11 protein-coding genes are annotated in these 20,658 nt (G+C 45.2%); 9 read left to right on the top strand and 2 right to left on the bottom strand.

Going from position 1 to position 20,658, the window contains the following annotated elements; genetic code table 11:
• Positions 1 to 136: 136 nt before the first annotated feature.
• Positions 137 to 4,213 (bottom strand): hybrid sensor histidine kinase/response regulator transcription factor, encoded by a 4,077-nt coding sequence (locus tag NXV01_RS04210; protein ID WP_259021778.1) that lies wholly within the window; start codon positions 4,211 to 4,213, stop codon positions 137 to 139.
• 261 nt (positions 4,214 to 4,474) lie between these two features.
• Between NXV01_RS04210 and NXV01_RS04205 the strand changes: the two genes are divergently transcribed.
• Together NXV01_RS04205 and NXV01_RS04200 are read left to right on the top strand one after the other, a co-directional pair.
• Positions 4,475 to 5,923, top strand: coding sequence for a hypothetical protein (locus NXV01_RS04205; RefSeq protein WP_259021777.1), 1,449 nt, complete (start codon positions 4,475 to 4,477; stop codon positions 5,921 to 5,923).
• Positions 5,924 to 5,953: 30 nt separating this feature from the next.
• Entirely contained in the window at positions 5,954 to 6,724 is a 771-nt protein-coding gene (locus NXV01_RS04200) for a hypothetical protein (protein ID WP_217720797.1), read from the top strand.
• A 134-nt stretch (positions 6,725 to 6,858) separates the two neighbouring features.
• On the opposite strand, the gene NXV01_RS04195 is transcribed toward NXV01_RS04200, so the two are convergent.
• Positions 6,859 to 8,715 (bottom strand): BACON domain-containing protein, encoded by a 1,857-nt coding sequence (locus tag NXV01_RS04195; protein WP_259021776.1) that lies wholly within the window; start codon positions 8,713 to 8,715, stop codon positions 6,859 to 6,861.
• Positions 8,716 to 9,023: 308 nt separating this feature from the next.
• Here NXV01_RS04195 and NXV01_RS04190 point away from each other — a divergent pair, with 308 nt between their 5' ends.
• From NXV01_RS04190 to NXV01_RS04160, 7 genes are all read left to right on the top strand, one after another.
• On the top strand, positions 9,024 to 10,550 hold the full coding sequence (locus NXV01_RS04190) for a sulfatase-like hydrolase/transferase (protein WP_148367802.1): 1,527 nt from the start codon (positions 9,024 to 9,026) through the stop codon (positions 10,548 to 10,550).
• Positions 10,551 to 10,663: 113 nt separating this feature from the next.
• Positions 10,664 to 12,322 (top strand): hypothetical protein, encoded by a 1,659-nt coding sequence (locus NXV01_RS04185; RefSeq protein WP_148367794.1) that lies wholly within the window; start codon positions 10,664 to 10,666, stop codon positions 12,320 to 12,322.
• Between the two features lie 21 nt (positions 12,323 to 12,343).
• Positions 12,344 to 12,748: a hypothetical protein gene (locus tag NXV01_RS04180; RefSeq protein WP_148367793.1), complete on the top strand. Its 405-nt coding sequence runs from the start codon at positions 12,344 to 12,346 to the stop codon at positions 12,746 to 12,748.
• A gap of 21 nt (positions 12,749 to 12,769) precedes the next feature.
• Positions 12,770 to 14,401 carry a DUF1735 domain-containing protein gene (locus tag NXV01_RS04175; RefSeq protein WP_217720799.1) on the top strand — a complete coding sequence of 544 codons (1,632 nt, stop codon included), beginning with the start codon at positions 12,770 to 12,772 and terminating at the stop codon, positions 14,399 to 14,401.
• Positions 14,402 to 14,434: 33 nt separating this feature from the next.
• The gene (locus NXV01_RS04170) at positions 14,435 to 15,421 is read left to right on the top strand and encodes a glycoside hydrolase family 43 protein (protein ID WP_195648723.1); all 987 of its coding nucleotides are present in this window, start codon (positions 14,435 to 14,437) and stop codon (positions 15,419 to 15,421) included.
• A gap of 140 nt (positions 15,422 to 15,561) precedes the next feature.
• Positions 15,562 to 18,747, top strand: coding sequence for a TonB-dependent receptor (locus NXV01_RS04165; protein ID WP_259021775.1), 3,186 nt, complete (start codon positions 15,562 to 15,564; stop codon positions 18,745 to 18,747).
• A 20-nt stretch (positions 18,748 to 18,767) separates the two neighbouring features.
• Entirely contained in the window at positions 18,768 to 20,654 is a 1,887-nt protein-coding gene (locus NXV01_RS04160) for a RagB/SusD family nutrient uptake outer membrane protein (protein WP_148367789.1), read from the top strand.
• The last annotated feature ends 4 nt before the right edge of the window (positions 20,655 to 20,658 follow it).

Below are 20,658 nucleotides of genomic sequence, written 5' to 3'. Positions count from 1 at the left end.
GCATAAAAGTTCACTAATTCCTGCACTGAAAATCCTTAATCTCTGCACTGAAAAACCTTAGATACAATGATGAAATAATAATCTGTTACGGTGCAACAATCAAACATTTAATCGTATTGAAGGATAACAGTAGGTGTTATTTCCCCTCCGCTTTGTTCTTGAACTCGGTTGGTGAAACGCCGTACAATGCCTTGAAGCAATTGGAGAAATAGGCCAGACTGTTATAACCCACCGCACAATATACTTCTGTAATTGTCATATCTGTCTCTTTCAGCATCTTGGCAGCAGTTTCCAACCGGAAGTTACGGATAAACTCATTCGGCGAATATCCGGTGATCTGTTTTATTTTCCGGTAGAGGTTCGATTTACTTAAACCGAGTTCTCTGCAGAAAGCATCCAGGTTCAGGTCGGAATTGGCAATGTTCTGCTGCAAAGTGGCATATAGATTCTGCATAAATTTCTCGTCCACAGATGTCATATCCACTCCCAGGGATTCGAGAGAGAAGTTTTTGCTGTACAGGTCTTTCAGCCTTTCCCGGCTTTGAATGATGTTGTCCACTCTGACTTTCAATATCGAAGCGTCGAAAGGTTTGGTGATGTACTCGTCCGCTCCGGCGGCGTATCCCTCCTTAATATCGTTCGTACCCGTCTTGGCAGTGACCATGATGATAGGGATATGGCTGGTATTCATGTCTTTCTTCAGTTGCCGGATCAGTTCGATACCGTTCATTTTCGGCATCATTAGGTCGGTGATAATCAAGTTTGGCAACAGGTTGATGGCCTTGGCGAGCGCTTCTTCACCATTGGTCACTCCTATTACGTTGTATTTATCCGCCAGACAGGAACAGATATAGTTGTTCAGGTCGCGATTGTCTTCTACTATCAGAATCGTGGCCTGCTTCTTGCCCGAATGCTCGGCTTCGAAAGCAGTGTCCGGAAGTTCCACATTAAATAATACGGTTTCATTGGCGGATGATTCTACCATCGTTTCCGGGTCGAAACCGTTTTTGTCGATAGGCAGGACAAATTGGAAGACTGCGCCGGAGTCGGGAGCGTTGTCTGCCCATATCACTCCGTGGTGCATTTCTATAATGGCTTTGCTTAGGCTTAGTCCGATGCCCGTTCCCGATTTGGAATGTTCGTTTTGTGCTACCTGATAGAAAGGACGGAAGATTTTCTCCAGTTCGTCGGGATCAATGCCGACACCGTTGTCCTGAATGGATACGGTGAGGTATTTTATTTCCGGGTCCTTATACTTGTTCAGTCTGGCAGGCACGAAGATAGCAAGTTCGGAGAGTGATTTCACATTCAGTTCCACTCGTATGGAACCTCCGTCCGGTACGTTCTTGAAAGCATTGGAGAGAAAGTTGAAATAAACTTTTTCCAGCAGGTTCCAGTCGAACCACACCGGTTGCTCGTCTACGGCATGTTTGAACCTTAAATGGATGTTCCGGTACAGTGCCAGATCCTGAAAAGAGCTTACCGCTTCGTGTGTGAACTTGACGATGTCATGCTCGGAAACTTGTAGTTTCATGGTTCCGCTTTCATTCTTTTGCAGATCCATCAGGTTGTTGACGATACGGAGCAGGCGCTGCGCGTTGCGCAGCATTAGCTGGGATTTGTAGTGGACATCATCCACCAGATCCGTTCGCTTTACGAATTCCTCCAATGGAGCCATGATTAAGGTCAACGGCGTACGCAGTTCGTGTGAGAAGTTGGTGAAGAGGCGGTTTCGTTCCTGATAAAACTCTTCGTGCACTTCCGCTTCCATTTGTTTGAGCCTGATGTTGTTTTGCAGGCGTTTCTTCTCCGTAAAATAGCGGATAATGAAAGCGATCAGGGCAATGGCGACGACACTGTATATCAAGTAAGCCCACCAGGTCTTCCACAGGGGAGGCAAGACAACGATTTCCAGTGTGGCTCCCTGTTCATTCCAGATTCCGTCGTTGTTGGAGCCTTTCACGATGAAGCGGTAAGTTCCGGCCGGAATATTGGTATAGTAGGCAGTACGTCGGTTGCCGACCTTGTTCCAGTCGGAGTCGAATCCCTCCAGTTTGTAGGAATATTCGTTCTTGCTGTTGAAGATATAGTTCAGCGCACAGTATTCAATGGTTATATTGGTCTGATTATGATTGAGTACGATCTTCTTTTGGGTGGAGATGTTCTCCTGCAGTACATTTTCTTCGTCGTTGGGGCATACCAGTTTGTTGTTGATATATAGTTTGTCCAATATAATGGGAGGGACGTTGGGGTTGGTGACGATATCATTGGGGTTGAACAGGGTAAAACCGTTGTTGCCGGCAAAGAAAATCCGGTTGTCGGACAGGCGGAATCCTGCACAGGGAGAAAACTCCTGTATCTGTATTCCGCTTTCTTTGTTGTAATTGGTGATGCTCCGGGTACGGAGGTCCAATCTCGAAATGCCGTTTAGCGTGCTGATCCATAAACTGTTGTCGGCTCCCTCCACCACTTTGCAAACTTGATTGCTTTGCAAGCCGCTTTTCTCATTGTAGGTGGTGAATTGCTCGGTCGTGATGTTGAATTCACTTAGTCCGCCATCCATGCTGCTGATCCATATCCTGCCGGAACGGTCCTTTAGAATACTGCTGATATGTTTGGCGGTTAGTCCGTTGGTGTGGTTGTAGGAAAGCAGGGAGTGATTGATCTTGTCATAAAAGAATAAGCCTTTCTCTTTAGTGCCGATTAGAAACACATCGTTACTGATTTCGCATACACAGATGACACTGGCAAAACGGAAAGTGCCCTCGCCTTTTATGGCAAATTCGGTCTGCACATGGAGCGATGGGGTATCTGAAATAAACATCAGTCCCTCTTTCGGACTTGTAGAACCTACAACCAGTTCTCCGGAAATGCTTTTACTGATGTGGTAAATCGGATTCCGGTCATTATTCTGAAAGATCAGTGAGAAATGGTGATTGTGCAGGTTGAATTCATAGATTTCCCCGATGCTCGTTCCGCATAAAATCCGGTTCTTGTCGTAATAGACGGTTTTAATGACGCTTTGCATCGACTCACCGGGATTGTGCGGGAGTATGTATTGCTGGAAAGTCTGCTGTTCGAGGTCGAAAGTAATCAATCCTCCTCCTTCGGCTCCAATGTATAAAGTCCCTTCGTGTTCGATGGCAGGACCTAAGATACCCAAAGTTTTGTTTAGGGATGAGCTGGGATTGTAAAAGTCGAAGAGATGTCCGTAAGGGTTATAGTAGCTGATACCTCCTGCATACGTTCCGATCCAGATGGTTTGCATCCGGTCGAACAGAATGCTGTAGATGGAATGATGACTCAATGTGCCCTGTGTGCCGTAGCGATAGGTTTGTATCCGGTTGGTCACCGGATTGAGGATGTTCAGACCGTCGAAAGTGCCTATCCATATTTCACCCGAGGGAGACTCGTTGATGCAACGGACGTTATTGTTGGATAGTCCGTTCCGGGTATTGTAACACACCACTTCCTCCGGATCGTGTTTGATGACATAGACGCCGTGTGTGTCGTTTCCCAGCCATATATTTCCTTTTCTGTCGATGTGCACTTTTCTGATCCGGTTTGACGGGATAGGCAGTGATTCGGAATTTTGTTGGAAAGAACGGACTACTGCCTGCTGCTGTAAATCGTAGATAAGCAGTCCTCTGTTGTAGGAGGCGATGTAGAGTTTGTGGTCCCTTTCAATAATGTCATTTACCCAGTTCCCTTTCAGCTCTTTGGTGGAGATGTTTTTCAGGGAATCTCCTTGGGGAGTGTAGGCAAACAGTCCTTCGGAGGCGGCTCCTATCCATAAGGTACCCTGCTGGTCAAGACAAAGTGAGGTAATCTTGTTCTTGTCCTTGTTTTCCTGCTGGTTGATATGATACCGTTTAAACTCGTTCTTGTTCTTGTCGAGCCTGTTCAGACCGTTTTCTGTGCCTATCCACAGGTTGCCTTCTGCATCTTCCGCCATGCAATTAATGATATTGCTACTGATACTGTGCGGATCGTCGGCATGGTTCCAGTAAACCTCGAAGGAATTTCCGTTGAATTTATTGAGTCCGTTGCGTGTACCAAACCATATATATCCTAATTTGTCCTGATAGATACAGGTGACGTTCAGTTGGGATAATCCATCTTTGACAGACAAATGAGAGAAATGATAAGGCTGATTGGCAAAAAGAAACTGTACGGAAATAGCAAACAGCAATGTACAAAAAAGTCTTTTCATAAGTGGATGATTTTAAGGAAAGAGTGTTTTTACTTGCAACAAAAATAGCAAAAAACAGTAAAATACCTCCCAAAGATTCCCATTATTTTGTACCCTTTTCCCCATCAAATAGATAGTTGAACGATTCTTATAAGGTTTCGACGGAAAATTATAAGTGCGAAAAGGAATCTGCAATTCTTTGGTGCATATTAGAAAATAGATTGGAAAGGAAGTGTCTATTTTTACCATCGTAGAATTTGTTGAATTGAAAAACATATTATTATGAAAAAAAGCATTCTTTTTAATCGGACACTGCATCTGGTGTCTTATGTATTACTGTCTCTTACGTCCTGCCTGTTTGTATCCTGCGACAAGGACGATGACTGGGACAAGAACTTGGGAAATAACCTGCTGGAGGGAATTTGGACACGCGAAAGCACATCACAGAAGTTTGTAGCGACCTTCAATGCCGATCACACTTCGTACATCTGTACCTATAATATAGAGACGGAGGCACTCGAACATGTGGATTTGCAGGGCAAATATCGTGTGGTGGATGAATCGGTATTGATTTATCAGAGCGGAGACAAGCACCGGTTCAAACTAAGTGAGGACGGCAATACGGTAGAGATTACTTACGGATATGATACGGGCAGTCCGGAAACGGAGAAAACATATACCTATCAGCGGTTTGTTGAAGTGCAGGAACCGGAGTCGGAACCCGAAGAAAAGGAACTTGAGCTTGCAGACGTGAATGCTGCAAAAGCCGCTCTGGGTAGTTTGAAAGCCGGTGCTTCGGTAACGGTGGGAATGAGTAACTGGGAAGAGGTGGTGGTAACGAAAGTCAGCCTGCGTAAGCTGCTTACTATCGAAGATACTCCGATGACCAACAGTAGTCTGGCAAGTGGAAATCTGACTTTCACCGTTCCGGAGAATATGCCGGTAGGCTCTTATTCTTTGATAGTGGCTTACACGATGAATGGCAAAGCGAAAGAGGTGATGTTTGATGCGGTGACTTGCACGGTGAAAGAAGAAGTGACGCCTCCCGAACCCGGAGCCAAAGTGCTGGTGTTCAAAAATCAAATGATGGGAAGTGCGCAGAATCGTGATTTCGGCTGTCTGTTGACAGTGACCGATGCCGGCCAGTTGGATATACAGACTGCCTGCTACATGAACGACGATCCTACATTAAATGCCGACGAGAACAAGAAACGCCGTTCGGAAATAGATTTGATTGCAAACACTTATTCCGGTCCTGCTTTTGCTTTGGGTAATTTCGATAAGATTGCTCATAATCTTAGGAACTTCAGATGTAACGGGACGAATCTTTTCACAACGTCCAAAGATGATGCCAAGGATAAAGAGACTGCTGTCACGATGTTCCCGGGATATGCCGATATTCAGACTAAATTCCTCGTGCTTCAGGAAAGCATCGAAAAGGAGAAGAACATTATAGATTTAGTCAGAAACGATCAGTTGGCGGAAATTTCGGAAACGGCGACTCCGGCTTTGTTCGATGGAACTTCGAAGATAGACCGTATCACTGTGCAGAGCATCAAGCCTGGTGAGTCTGTGGGAAGAGACCGGTTCGATCTGAATGGCGTAGTTGTTTTCAAGAGTTCGAAGAACGGTAAGATCGGTATTATGCTGATTCGTCAGATCAATGAACTGGATGGCTCCAATGATGCTGCTGATGCTACCATTGTTTTCGACCTTTATTATCAGAAATAAGTGTTTTATCCAAATTAAATGAAATATCGAATGATGAAGAAAGTATGTTTATTGGTAATCATGGTTGCTGTTGCTCTGATGGGGCATGCACAATCCTTAAGGAATAATTTGTTGAAAGGGTATAAACCCGGGGATCAGTTGGAAAAGGGAGTTTATACGAGCGATCAGGATACACCGCGTTTCAATACCTGGTATGGTGCGTTCAATGCGAAAGCGGTGGAAGTGGAAGAGGGGCCTGTTATCGGTGAGCCGCTTTCTTATAAAGGTTACAATGAGGGCGGACCGTCGATTAATCTGGCGGGCGAAGGGCAGTTGAACCGGGTGAGTGTTTATCCGTTGACGAAGAGCAATAAGGAGTATGCCCGTGGTGCGTATTATCTGGCTTTTCTGGTCAATTTCGAGAAACTGGGTTCCACTAAGTTTTATGATTTTGCAGGCTTGGATATTAATCCGCTTAGCAGGGCCGTGCGCGGCAAAGTGTTTGTGGCCGGTGAAGGGAAAGACAAGATTAAATTCGGTGTGGCGGTACGTACGGATTGTACCGAGGGTACTGAAACTTACGATTATAATCAGACGCATTTATTGGTACTGAAAGTGGATTATGACAAGAAGCAGGCTGTTTTGTATGTCAATCCGGATTTGAGTCAGGGCGAACCGGCAAATGGGCTGGTTGCAAATGCCGAAGGAGATGAACTGAAAAACGGGCTGAAGTCAATCTATTACAGGTATCGCAAGAACTATAAAGGAAACATCGGTAACTTCCGTTTTGCAACGACTTGGGATGCGGTAATCGGTAAATAGACATCTCACAGGTTGAAACTCCTCTAAAGAAAATCCCCTTATTTCTCCCTTTTAATTGATAAGACAGGGTTGAAATAAGGGGATTGTTGTATGTAATTGACAGGTAATGCGTCAACTTCTTTTGCGCAACTTCTTTAATGATAAAGTCTTCCCGTCCGCTTGCGTAATTCCAGCTGTGCTTCGAAAAGAGAGGCAGGTGATACGGTGGCATTGGCCCTTACCCAAACACCGTCCGGACGAACCGGATTCTTAAAGTCTCCTGCATGTTTGGTTCCTTTAGTTCCTATACTATAATTCTTCGCCGATACCCAGGGATTCTGAACACATACTTCTTTGGCGGTGCAGTTCCAAAGTACCTGATTGGCTCCGGCCCAACCGTGTCCTGTTCCCCAGTTACTGCGATCCTGTATATTGATCGGACCGTCGCTGTTGATGTTGTCATAGAGCGTGCCTACATTCCAACGCTGGTGAGGGCCTGTGTCTCCATGTGCATTCCGTATGTTGACTCTGACAAATGCGTTAGGACCGACTCCCTTGCTGCCCGTAACACAGTCATGGCGTCCCTCGGTGGCTTCACAGTCTATCACTAAGCACTGCTGTGCCTGATTCATATTGTAAGAATAGCGTCTTCCACCGGTAATGATGGATTTTGCATCCAGGCATTTGCAGTCTTTCACTGTTACATACCGGGTTCCGGAGTTCAAACTAACCAGTCCGTTGCCGAAATACCTGGAAGTGATATTACGCACCCAGCTCTGCTCCATCTTATTGAATTCTATGGCAACCCATCCGTGGTCTTCATCGGTATCAGACGTATATTCGCTTTCTATCAGCATATTCTCAACTCCGCACCGGTTGATTCTTCCTTTGAAGCTCGATTTGAATACGGCACCTTTATTATATGGGGTTTCCATAGCCATCATGATGGGATTGTCGAAGTGCAGCGCATCGTCTATAATATGAGTGATGGTGCGTTCGTAACTTAGGTTGTAGCTTTCGGGAGTCCATTGCACAATAGGGTCTCCGGTGGTTCTTTCCGGAATCTGATTCATTTTCAGATCACTGATCCACTGGGCGGTTCCGGGACGGTAGATGGTCACTTCATCCCCTACCTGAAAAGAGGACGGATTTAAAACCCTCACCCAGAACTGTCCTACCGGAACGTAATCATCCTTTATATTGAATAGAGAAGGACTACTGGGAGAAGAAGAACCCGTACCCTCGAATTTAATGAGAGTTCTTTGTCCTTTTCCTGCGGCAATCAATACGGTTCCCGTTTTAGAATCTTCTCCTTCACCACGAAGTACGATTCCTGATGATTGGATGTTCAACGTTCCTGAAATGCTGTAACGTCCTTTTTTCAGAAGGATGGCTCCTTTGAAACCATTGGTTGCGGAAGTGATTTGAGCTACCTTGTCGATCGCATTCTGGATTAACCGGGTGGCATCTGCCCCGTTTGCGGGCGCTTCGATGGTTTCTACCACTTTTACATCGGGAATCTCCTGCTCGCTACCCATATAGCCGATATTACTGAAATCAGGCAGAATATTCCCCTGTTCATCGGTTAATGAAGAAAGAGGCAGATCTGAATCCACTTGCGGATAAGTGGTGGTGGAGGATGAGGCTGCCCTTTGGTAGATTTCCACTCTTTTTTCTGTGGAGCCGGAAGAGATGATTAACCGGGTCAGGCGTTCTTTCCCGGTTTGATTGGCGTCTGTGGATACGGACAGGACAGAGGGTGCATTTTCTTTCATCTTGTAATGACACCATTCTCCCCCTTTGGCCACTGTGACGGTCCATTCCCCTGAAGATTCTATCTGCAGTTCCTGCGTCTCTCCCGTACCGTTAAAGTAGAGCACATCCGCATTGACTTGAATGGATGCGGTTCCTTCATCGGAACAGGCCTGTAAGTTTCCCGCTAAAAAGAGTAATAGCCCCAAGAGTTTTACTTTTATACTTTGTAGTGCCAAAGTATGAATGAGTTTTTTCATGATAGTGTGTTTTTTGAGTAAATAGTATGATGATAATTCTTCTTTTCCGGACGGTGATTCGTAGGAGTTTTTGATAGAAACAAAGGTAGATAATCTTATAGAGACTGTTTTTTGATATTGAACCAAATAGTTGCAATAATATCCCAAAGAAGAACTGACACCCTCTTTTGGGTATTTTCATGAGGTAAAAGATGTATTTTTCGGGGGAATAAGTATAGGATGGACATGACTCCCCATTATTAAACATTTGTTCTATATAAATAGATAAGCGGTGGCTAAATTTGCATCGTTATTAACTGCATAATATGATGAAAAAATTAATCTATCTTGTTCCTACATTGTCTTTGGTAGGTTGTACCTCGCAGCAAGTAGAAGAGAAACCGAATGTGATTGTGATTCTTGCCGATGATCTGGGATTTGGCGATGTCAGCGCTTATGGATCGACTACCATTCATACCCCGAATATCGACAGTCTGGCTCATGGAGGAGTCTGCTTCACGAATGGATATGCCACTTCGGCGACGTCTACTCCCAGTCGTTATGCCTTGATGACCGGAATGTATCCGTGGAAAAATAAGGATGCAAAAATCCTGCCCGGCGATGCTCCTCTTATCATCAATGAGCATCAGTTCACTTTGCCGAAGATGATGCAGCAATGTGGTTATGTGACCGGAGCTATTGGAAAATGGCATTTGGGTATGGGCGACGGAAATGTCAACTGGAATGAAACCGTCAAACCGGGTGCCAGGGAAATCGGTTTCGATTACTCTTGCCTGATTGCGGCAACCAATGACCGTGTGCCGACCGTTTACGTGGAAAACGGCGATGTCGTGGGACTCGATCCGGCTGATCCCATCGAAGTGAGTTACGAGAAGAATTTTGAAGGAGAACCGACTGCCATCTCTCACCCGGAGATGTTGAAGATGCAGTGGGCACACGGACACAATAACTCCATAGTAAACGGAATACCCCGTATCGGTTATATGAAAGGCGGCCAGAAAGCCCGTTGGAAAGACGAGGACATGGCCGACTATTTTGTAGATAAGGTGAAGAATTTTGTAACCGAACACAAGGATGCTCCCTTCTTCTTGTACTACGGCCTGCACGAACCTCATGTACCCCGCGCTCCCCACCAGCGTTTTGTGGGCAAAACAACCATGGGGCCTCGTGGTGACGCTATCGTTGAGGCGGACTGGTGTGTCGGTGAATTGCTTGCTCACCTGGAGAAAGAAGGATTGTTGGAAAACACACTGATTATCTTCTCCAGCGATAACGGTCCTGTATTGAATGACGGCTACAAAGACGGTGCTCCGGAGTTGGCAGGCAATCATCTTCCTGCAGGAGGACTTCGCGGAGGCAAGTACAGTCTGTTTGATGGCGGTACGCATATTCCTTTGTTTGTTTATTGGAAAGGAAAGATTCAGCCGGTTGTATCCGATGCGCTGGTTTGCCAGGTGGATATCCTTGCTTCTTTGGGTTCAATGGTACATGCCGATTTGCCGGAAGGGCTGGATAGCCGGAATTACCTCGATGCTTTCTTCGGAAAAGCTTCAACTGCCCGCAAAGATGTAGTATTGGAAGCGCAGGGACGTATGGCTTACCGTTCGGGCGACTGGATCATGATGCCTCCTTATAAAGGTTCCGAACGCAACCTGACCGGAAATGAATTAGGCAACCTGGGTGAATACGGATTGTTCAATGTAAAAGCCGACCGGACTCAACATCAGAACGAGGCGGCCCAACACCCCGAACTTCTGGATTCTCTGAAACAAAATTTCTTTGCCGAAGTGGATGGTTATTATCGCAGTGAAGTAGAAGAAGAACCATTAAAATAAGGTCAAATGTTTATTCTGAACATAAATCCCGTTGATAAAACAATCGTTCTATTCTACCGGGATTTATTTCTCTACCTTTGTTCTGTTCGATGTCGGACAATTAACCTTGAAGTATGTATATGAAAATGAAAGCTTTTTTAATGTTTGTATTGCTGTTCTTATGTTCAATGGGAACAAAGGCGCAGGATTTGGGGGCGAACTATAATGAAAATATAGACTACCCGATTACGGAAATAGAGATGCTGAAGCAGTCGAAAGTGAATTGGGTGAGAGGGTTTGTCAATGTCCCCGCTCTGTTTCTTCAAAATGAAAACGGGAAAATTGTAGGCGTGAAAGAAGAAGCCATTAAGACACATATTCCCACACTGAAATTTATCCAGGCCAAGAAAGCGTTGGGCGACCGCGTGAAGTTCATATTAAGCCTGAAAATACCTTTTGAATTATATACCGATACGGTTCCCAAAGTAGGGACGAAGGAGATGGAGTACATATTCCGGGCAACGGAAGTGTTATTGCAAACTTATCAGATGGCGCAGAATATTGACATTTTGGTTATGGGTAACGAACCGGAGTGGGAAAATGCATTGGATACCGATCTTTGTCATGCTGACGGTGATGATTACCGGGCATTCCTGAATGAGTTTGCCAATCGGCTGACTACTTGGAAGCAGGCGAATGGCTGGACATTTGACATTTATGCAGGGGCATTGAACCGTGTGTCCGAGTTGCCGAAGAGCGAAACGGTTCCTGCGGTAGTCTCTGTGGTTAATAATAATCCTAATGTGGTGGGACTCGACCTGCATGTTCACGCATTGAATATCAATCAGGCGGAAGATGATTTCCGGATCATCCGCAATAAGTACGGTGTAACCAAAAAACTGATTTGCACGGAATTCTCTATGGTGCGTGCTTTGAATCCTCATGTGGCCGATGCGTTGGGAGAATGGGGAACCAAGAATGGTTATACAGCCGGAATGAAAATCTACGAATATCTTAATCTGATAGCTGAAAAGGCGAATGCCGGTACACCGGTTAGTGCTGCCGAGTTCAAGAGTCTTTTTGAGAGTTACTCCTGGTATCCGAAGAATTGGTATAAGACTTTTTATGAGGTATTCAAGAAATATGATACGTATGCCATTACCGGGCGTTTTAGCGTTGTTCCCGGTGGGGCGAGAGCTGTTTACGATGCGAATACTGAAATGTGGGAGCTTGGAGGAATTTATTTTTCCCGTTATTTAGGACTGGATGCAAACGGGTTCTACAATCCCAATCCATTATTATATCCTGATTTCATCGCTGCTCAAAATGGGCTGGCAATTTCCAGTCTTGTCGAAGGACAACAGGAGTTATTTATTAGTTGGGGTAACGGAGCTGATAAGACGGGAGTGTTGTCGGTGACAGACAAGGACGGGACCGAGGTAGTGCGTCAGCCGCTTGATTCGGAAAGCGATTATACGCTGGTTAAAAATCTTGTTCCCGGCACAACATACCATGTAGCGTTGCTGAAGTCGGATGACAGTGTGTTGTGGGAAGATGATGTCAAAACTAAGCTTGTGACGGGAGAGTTCCCTCTGTTGAAATATCAGCAAGTGGATGGATATGCGTTGGTGCAACTGTTGAATTTGCCGGCTGATGTCGCTTCTTACAAGCTAAAGGTGGATGGACAGGAAATCGATATAGTGAATAAGAACCTGAACGGGCAAGTGCTTACGGCCGAAGTGACTTATAAGGATGGATCGGTAGAAACATTGTCGGCAACTATTAGAAAGTAATGATCTTAAATTTATTCGCTTATGAAAGTAATATATGTATTATTGGCATACCTGTTGGTTTTCGCCTCTTGCGCAAAAACGGATTATGCTGAAAACGGCGTTGATAGAAAGGATATAACGGGATATACCGAAATAGGATTTTATAGTTTGGATGGAGTTTGTATTTTTGCAGAGCAGGAACAAGTTCAGACTGCAATCAATTCCAAGCGCCTGACCTATCGTTTACAGAATTCGGATCAAAGCCAATACATTCATGTGAAGTTTACCGGGAAACCTGCAACTATCGGTCAGAAAATAAAGGCAGCGTTCTCATTCCGGGGAGTTTCTTTCCTCAAAGAAGAGATGGAAATGGAGGTCGTTCGGATAGATGGTGGAAAAGTGTGGTTGTCAGGTGACAATGTTGGTATGGTAATCCCTGTTTTTTAATCATTAAAAAAGAATTGAATTATGAAAAGATATATTCCTATTGTAGCGTCGCTGATGGCGTTTTCATTGGTTTCCTGTGGTGAAGTCATGGATTTGACGCAGCCGGAAAAGGCGGAAGTTACTTATTCCGGTATCACTTTGTCACTTAATCAGACTGGCAAGTATGACCTATATCTGGATGAACCTGAATATGAATATACCATTATGGTAGAGAAGAGCCATTGCGAAAAGGAAGCGAGAGCGGAATTTGCAGTAGTCGATGCTCATTCGTTTGGCGAGGAATACACGCTATTGCCTGCGGCTAACTATGACCTGGATGCCAACAGTCTCGACTTTAAAGGTGACGATGTGTTGCATGCTGTGGGTCTGCGTTTCCACGATCTTACTACACTGGACAACACCAAAAAATACGTGCTTGGTCTGAAACTGAAGTCTGACGATCTTGCCGTCAATGAAGAAAAGAGTACCATGACTTTCTATCTGCAACAAAAACAAGGTGGTATCGGTAATCCGTACATCATCACTGCGGCCAAAGACTTGGCCAAGCTTGGTGAATATCTCAAAGACGGACAGACTACTTACGTACGTCTGGGTGCGGACATCGACCTGCAAGGAACGGACTGGACTCCGGTGGAAGCCACTGCTGTCAGACCTGTGGATTTCGACGGCTGCGGACACGTTATCAATAATCTGAAAATTACATCTTCTTCATCCGGTTATCAAGGCTTCTTCGGTATGTTGACAGGACGGTGTGCCAATGTGACCTTTACGAACGCGCAAGTTACCGCTGATAAGAAACTTGCGGGTATTGTTGCTGGTCAGGCGGGTAATGTTTCCGGTGCGGGTATAGTAGAGAATGTTCGGGTGTCAGGTACTATCAGTCTGACTTCGGGTAATGCCGCATGGGACGACGGTCAGGCGGGTGGTATTTGCGGACGACTTCATGGAGCAGACAGTAAGATTTATCAATGTGGTTCGGAAACGAAGATTACTGCTTTGTGGTCGGCAGGTGGTATCTGCGGTGAAGTGCGTGAGGGAGCTGCTATAGAACAGTGCTATCATATAGGTGATATCACTACCCAGTCATGCGTCGGTGGTATTGCCAGCCGGTTGCTTGGAAGCAAAATTTCCCACTGCTATTCACACGGAGTGATGAAAGCGGTTCCCATGGTGGTGGCTAATCCGGGTGGTGGTATAGCAGGATGGGTGCAACCTATGTCCGGTGCTTCTACAACCTCTACCATATCCTACTGCTGGAGCGACTGCGATGTATCTGCACAAAACCAGGTGGGAGGTATTATGGGTAATGCCAACAATACTACCGGGAGCGGTATTACTGTTCATCACTGCGTGGCATGGAATACGTATTTATTCTCTCAAGCTGCGCCCAAATCGGGTAAGGTATGCGGACGGTACAGCGAGAACGTCGCTTATTCCTGTTACGCTAATCCTGCTATGGAATGTGTGTTCCCCAATAATCCCATGTTGCCTGACCAAGCCAGCGTAAACGTGGACGCTGTCATTACGGTAGACCGTTACAATGGCCTGACTACCATCAATAACTTGATGGAAGCTGTCCGTACTCTTGACTGGGATAACTCTATATGGAACCTTGACGGTGAACAACCCCGTTTGGCATGGGAACTGGATTAATAAGAAGTGATATAATAATTAAGATATAAACTGATGAATACATTCAATAAAATCCTCTTACGAATGACACTTGCTTTGGGAGCGACATTCATATCTGTCTCCCAACTGCAGGCTGATGATTGGAAAGAAATATCTTTTGCCGACCCCACTATCTTTGTGGAAAATGGAAAGTACTACCTCACCGGTACGCGCAACCAGGAACCGTTGGGCTTTTCCATCCTCGAATCGACCGATTTGGAGCATTGGACGGTTCCCGACGGCAGTTCCCAGCAACTGATTCTTCGGAAAGGTGACCGTACGTACGGTGAAAAAGGCTTCTGGGCACCTCAATATTTTAAGGAGAAAGGAACCTATTATTTCACTTATACCGCCAATGAGCAAACGGTGATTGCTTCTTCAAAATCGGTATTCGGTCCTTTCCGTCAGAAAGAAGTCAGACCGATAGACGCTTCCGCCAAAAATATCGACTCATTCCTGTTTAAGGATGATGATGGGAAATACTACCTGTATCATGTTCGTTTTAATAAAGGAAATTACCTTTGGGTAGCCGAGTTTGACATGAAGAAGGGAGGCATCAAACCGGAAACGTTGAAACAATGTATGGACTGCACGGAGCCTTGGGAAAAGACTCCGAATTACAAGTCCGCACCAGTAATGGAAGGACCGACGGTTATGAAATGGGACGGAGTGTATTACCTGTTCTATTCTGCTAATCATTTTATGAATATTGACTACTCGGTGGGCTATGCTACTGCTTCTTCCCCTTTTGGTCCGTGGAAGAAACATCCGAACAGTCCGATCATACATCGTAGTCTCGTAGGAGAAAACGGATCGGGACATGGAGATGTGTTTAAGGGGTTGGATGGAAAATACTATTATGTCTATCATGTCCATCGTTCGGACTCCACGGTGCAACCTCGTAAAACGCGTATTGTTCCGCTTATGCTGGAGAAAGGAAATGACGGCGTATATAGCATCACCGTAGACAAAGATCACGTCATAAAGCCAATGTGGAAATGATTTGTTCAGAAATGTAGTAGAGAAATCTATTTTGCACATTTGTACGGGTTTTAAGGAGATTCTTCCCTTTCATTTGAAGATTTTCCCGCTTAATTTGTGCTATGAGATAAAGAATTTGTTAACAGTTAAAAATAATGTTTATGAAAAGGAACAGACTTTATTTTTCTTTCTTCTGTCTTTGTTGCTTTTTGCTTTGTACATTGAGCGTACATGCACAACAAATCTATTGGAAGGGACAAGTGAAGGATGCACTATCCGGTGAGCCGATGATAGGTGTCAGCGTTCGCGTGAAAGGTACAGGCAGCGGTACGATTACTGATTTTGACGGTAATTTTTCCGTGAAAGCATCGAAAGGAGACATACTTGTCATTTCTTATGTGGGCTATAAAACTCTGGAACTGGATTTAAGGAATAAGACGACGCTGGGAGTCATTTCTTTGGGAGAAGATGCGGAAACGTTGGAGGAAGTGGTAGTGGTAGGATATGGTGTTCAGAAAAAGGTATCTAGCGTTGGTTCCATTGCTACGGCAAAGGGAGACGACTTGTTAAAGGTAGGTAGCGTGAACTCTGTGTCCGAAGCCTTGCAAGGTCAGATGCCCGGTGTGGTTGCCATCAACTCCACTTCGAAGCCGGGAGCCGATCAGGCCTCTTTGTTGATTCGCGGTAAGTCCACTTGGGGAGAAGCTGCGCCGCTTGTACTGGTGGACGGCATCGAGCGTGATTTCAACGATGTCGATGTGAATGAAATAGAATCCATCTCTGTATTGAAAGATGCTTCGGCCACTGCGGTTTACGGTGTGAAAGGTGCAAACGGCGTTATCCTGCTTACCACCAAGCGGGGACTGGAACAGAAACCGGAGATTTCGTTCACTGCCAACTTTGGCTTCAAGCAACCGTCTGCCGCTCCCGAATGGGCGGATTATGTGACTTCCATGAAACAGTATAACAGAGCCCAGGCGAATGATGCCAACTGGGGGGCACTGGTTCCCGAATCTACCATTGCTGCATGGGAAAATGCGTATGCTACCGGAAATTATGGCCCTTACAATGATGCTTTCCCGCAAGTGGACTGGTGGAAAGAAATGGTAAAGAATGTAGGTTACGAGCAGAACTACAACCTGAATGTACGAGGTGGTACAAAGAAAATGAGTTATTTCGTTTCTTTGGGTTATTTGCATGACGGTGATATCTTTAATACGACCAAACAGGAGGAATTTGATCCTTCCTTCTCCTATCGCCGCTATAACTGGCGTAGTAATTTCGACTTCAATATAACGAATACTACCAAACTGTCATTTAATGTAGCCGGTAAGATGGGGTATCAGAATCAACCTTCTTATTATGAGAATGTCGATTCTCCGGATGAACGCTTTTTCGGAACGTTCTTCACGGCTCCGAGTAATGAGTTTCCGATTAAATACAGCAATGGAATATGGGGAGACGGGTTAAGTTCCGATCAGAACATTGTCTGTCTGATGACAGAAGGGGGGAGTCGTAACATTAAGCAACATCAAGGTTTCTATGATGTGATCCTGAATCAGAAACTGGACTTTGTCACTAAAGGATTATCATTGAAAGCATCCTTGTCTTATACCACTTCTTCATCATGGAGTACCCAGATTATGCCGGGTAAGATTCTGGGTAAAGATGATTTGGTTGCTCAACGTACGCATATTCGTATCAATCGTGTGTATGATTATGCCAATCCTATTTACAATCCCGATGGAACCATTACTTATAATTATACGGAGAAACGCTATCCGGATGAAAACGCCCCTGGAGATTTACCTGTCGGCGGTGCTTATGACGGATTCAAGGCTTACGGACGTAAGTTGTATTATGAAGTGGCATTGAATTACAACCGTCAGTTTGGCGACCATGATGTAAGTGCCTTGTTTGTGTTCAACCGTAAGATGAACGAGTCGACTAGTGATAATGTGGCCGTCATGAACTTCCCGGCTTACGAAGAAGATTGGGTGGGTCGTGTGACTTACAACTTCAAAGAACGTTACCTGGCCGAGTTTAACGGTGCTTATACCGGCTCGGAAAAATTTGCTCCGGGACATCGCTTCGGTTTCTTCCCGTCCGCTTCTATCGGTTGGCGTATCAGTGAAGAGCCTTGGGTGAAGAAATGGACCAAAGGAATACTGACCAACCTGAAAGTGCGTTATTCGTATGGTGTGGTGGGTAATGATAAAGGGGCTACCCGTTTCAACTATATTCAGAAATTCGAGCAACTCTCCGATAACGCACAGTTCGGTAAATACCAGACCAGTAATTGGGGACCTTTATATAAAGAAGGCAAACTGGCCGATCCGGATGCCACCTGGGAAGAATCCGTTAAACAGAATATCGGTATTGAGATAGGTTTGTGGGGCAAATTGAACTTTACGTTGGACTTGTTCGATGAAAAGCGAAATAATATTCTGATGACTCGTAATACAATTCCGTCTTGGGCGGACAGTGGTATTGCTTTCCCGCAGGTGAATCTGGGTAAAACTAAAAATCATGGTTTCGAACTGGATGTTACTTGGAACGATCGTATCGGAAAGTTTAATTATTATGCAAAGTTTAATTTTGCAACTAGCGAGAACCGTGTCGTCTTTATTGACGACCCGAAGAATCAGAGTGAATATCTGAAGAAAGCCGGGAAATCAATCGGATACGTCAACAAGTACCTGGCAACAGGTAACTTCCAGTCGTTGGATGACATTTATAACTCGGCGCAGTCTACCATTGCCAATGGTGCACACAACACACTGATTCCCGGTGACTTGTATTACATTGATTACAACGGAGACGGTATGATCGATGCTAAAGATATGGTTCCGATGAAAGACCTGAACTATCCGGTAACTACCCTCGGATTTACGCTGGGAGGTTCTTACAAAGGATTTGGATTCAATATGTTGTGGTACAGTGCCATGGATGTTTATAAGGAAGCGATACCGTCTTACTTGTGGGATTTCCCTGCAGGTAACATCAAAGCTCAACCCAATACATTGAACACATGGACAGCCGATGCCCCGATTCAGAGCGGAGCCGTCCGCCCTAGTATTCATGTACAGAGAAATTATAACTCGGTGGGCAGTACTTATACGTATACCAACCATGCTTATCTTCGTCTGAAGAATCTGGAAGTGAATTATGAGATTCCGAAACGCTGGTTACAACCTGTGCATCTGACAAAGCTGCAGATATATATCAACGGTACCAATCTGCTGACATTCTCGAAAGGCGATTCACGTCGTGACCCGGAGCATTCGGGACAGAATGTGTATCCGATGGTGAGACGTTATAATATTGGTTTTAGATTAGGATTATGAGACACTTTAAATTTACTGATATGAGAAGACATAAGTTGAATTGGATATGGATCATTATGCTGGGGTTGTTTTTCGGAAGTTGTGAGGACTACCTGGACCGTTCCCCTGATGACGGACTTTCCGAAGATGATGTTTATAAAGACTATAACAGCTTGTTAGGGTTCATGGACCGCATTTTTCTGAATGGTGATATATTGATCTTCACACATGGCATCAACTCCTATTCAAATACGTATGTAACGGTAGGTAATTTGTCCGATGAATATGCATCTGTCCGTGATGATGACCCGTCGAAGTTTGTCAATGCAGGCAACTGGCTGGAGAATGCGAGTACACGTTTCGAAATAGGAAGTAAAAGTGATGGAGCGAATTTCAAAAGTGCTATTTCGCGTGCCTATACCGGACTTCGTATCGTGAACCGTGTGATTAACGGAGTCGACCAGGTGAAATCGATTACCGAAGACCAGAAAAGAAAATTGCTGGGACAGGCTCACTTCCTGCGTGCTTACTTCTATTTTGAAATCATCAAACGATATGGCGGAATGCCTATCTTTGACCAGCTTTGGGGAGCATCAGACAACTTCGATCTTCCCCGTAAAACTTATCAGGAATCCAATGCATGGATGCAGACTGATCTGGATAAAGCCATTGAATATTTGCCATTAAGTTGGTCGGATGTAGAGCACGGTCGGCCTGACAGAGTAGGTGCTATGGCATTAAAAGCAATGACGCAGCTTTATGCGGCCAGTCCTTTGATGCAGAACGACCTGAATACCATTGAAAACAAAGGATATGGAAAAGAAATGGCTGCCGAGGCTGCCCGCAGTGCGCAGAAGGCTATCAACGCTATCGAAAGCCACGAATATTATCGCCTGATGAATCATGACGAATATCGCAGTATTCAGTTAATGCCTAATTCCAACCAATTCGCACAACCGGAATACTTATGGTTTCTGCGCTGGCATCACGGTAACTGGTCGGCTTTTGTCAGAGCGCAGTGGTTGACACAACCTTATGATAACAAGACCGGTGCCGAAGGTACTCCTTATAATGCTCCGACACAAAATGCGGTAGATATGTACGAACGCATGGGAACTGATGGTAAGTACTATCCGATCACTGATCCGCGTTCCGGTTATGATGCGGTGAAGACTACCGATCCATACTCGGATAGAGATCCTCGTTTCACTAACAATATCCTTGTCCCCGGTGAACAGTGGGGAAAGAACTTGCAGGGTGTTCCTTATTATGTAACCACTTATTCGGGCGGTTATTCCGAGAACTTCATTTCTACCAACCAGTTTACGAGAGGTTCCCAGCAGACCGGATATATGTGTAAGAAGTTTATCTGGCCGGAAGCAAGTGTGCCTTTGTTTGGCGAAGCAGGTTTCCAATTATATCGTCTGGTGGCTGTATACATTCGTGTTTCACAGGTTTACCTCGATATGGCAGAGGCTTCATACGAAGCAACAGGTGATCCGGATGCAATAGTGACAGGTTGTACGATGTCGGCCCGTCAGGCATTGAATAAAATCCGTGTAAGAGCCGGAATCGGTGAACTGCCGGATGGAGTGGACTTTAGAGAAGCTTATCGTCGGGAGCGCGGTGTGGAATTGATGTTCGAAGGACACCGCTGGTACGATATTCGCCGTTGGATGATTGCTGAAGACTTGTTTAAGGGTGAATATCCGATTATGGGCGTTAAAGCTACCCCGATCAACCATTCTTATACCGCCGACCAGTTGAAAGTGGAAAAAGCCTGCACTTATAAGTTGACCGACTTCACCTATGAGTATGTTCCGGTAAAGACAGCCGTGCGGACGTTTAACAAGCGTAATTATTGGTATCCGTTGCCGATGGATGAAGTGGCGGCTTTGGATAATCTTCAACAGAACCCCGGATGGTGATACC

The sequence above is a fragment of the Bacteroides sp. BFG-606 genome (genome assembly GCF_024788145.1).
In the GTDB taxonomy this organism is placed as follows: Bacteria; Bacteroidota; Bacteroidia; order Bacteroidales; family Bacteroidaceae; genus Bacteroides; species Bacteroides vicugnae.
The sequence above is the reverse complement of the archived record's forward strand: the minus strand, read 5'-3'. Positions and strand labels throughout refer to the sequence as shown.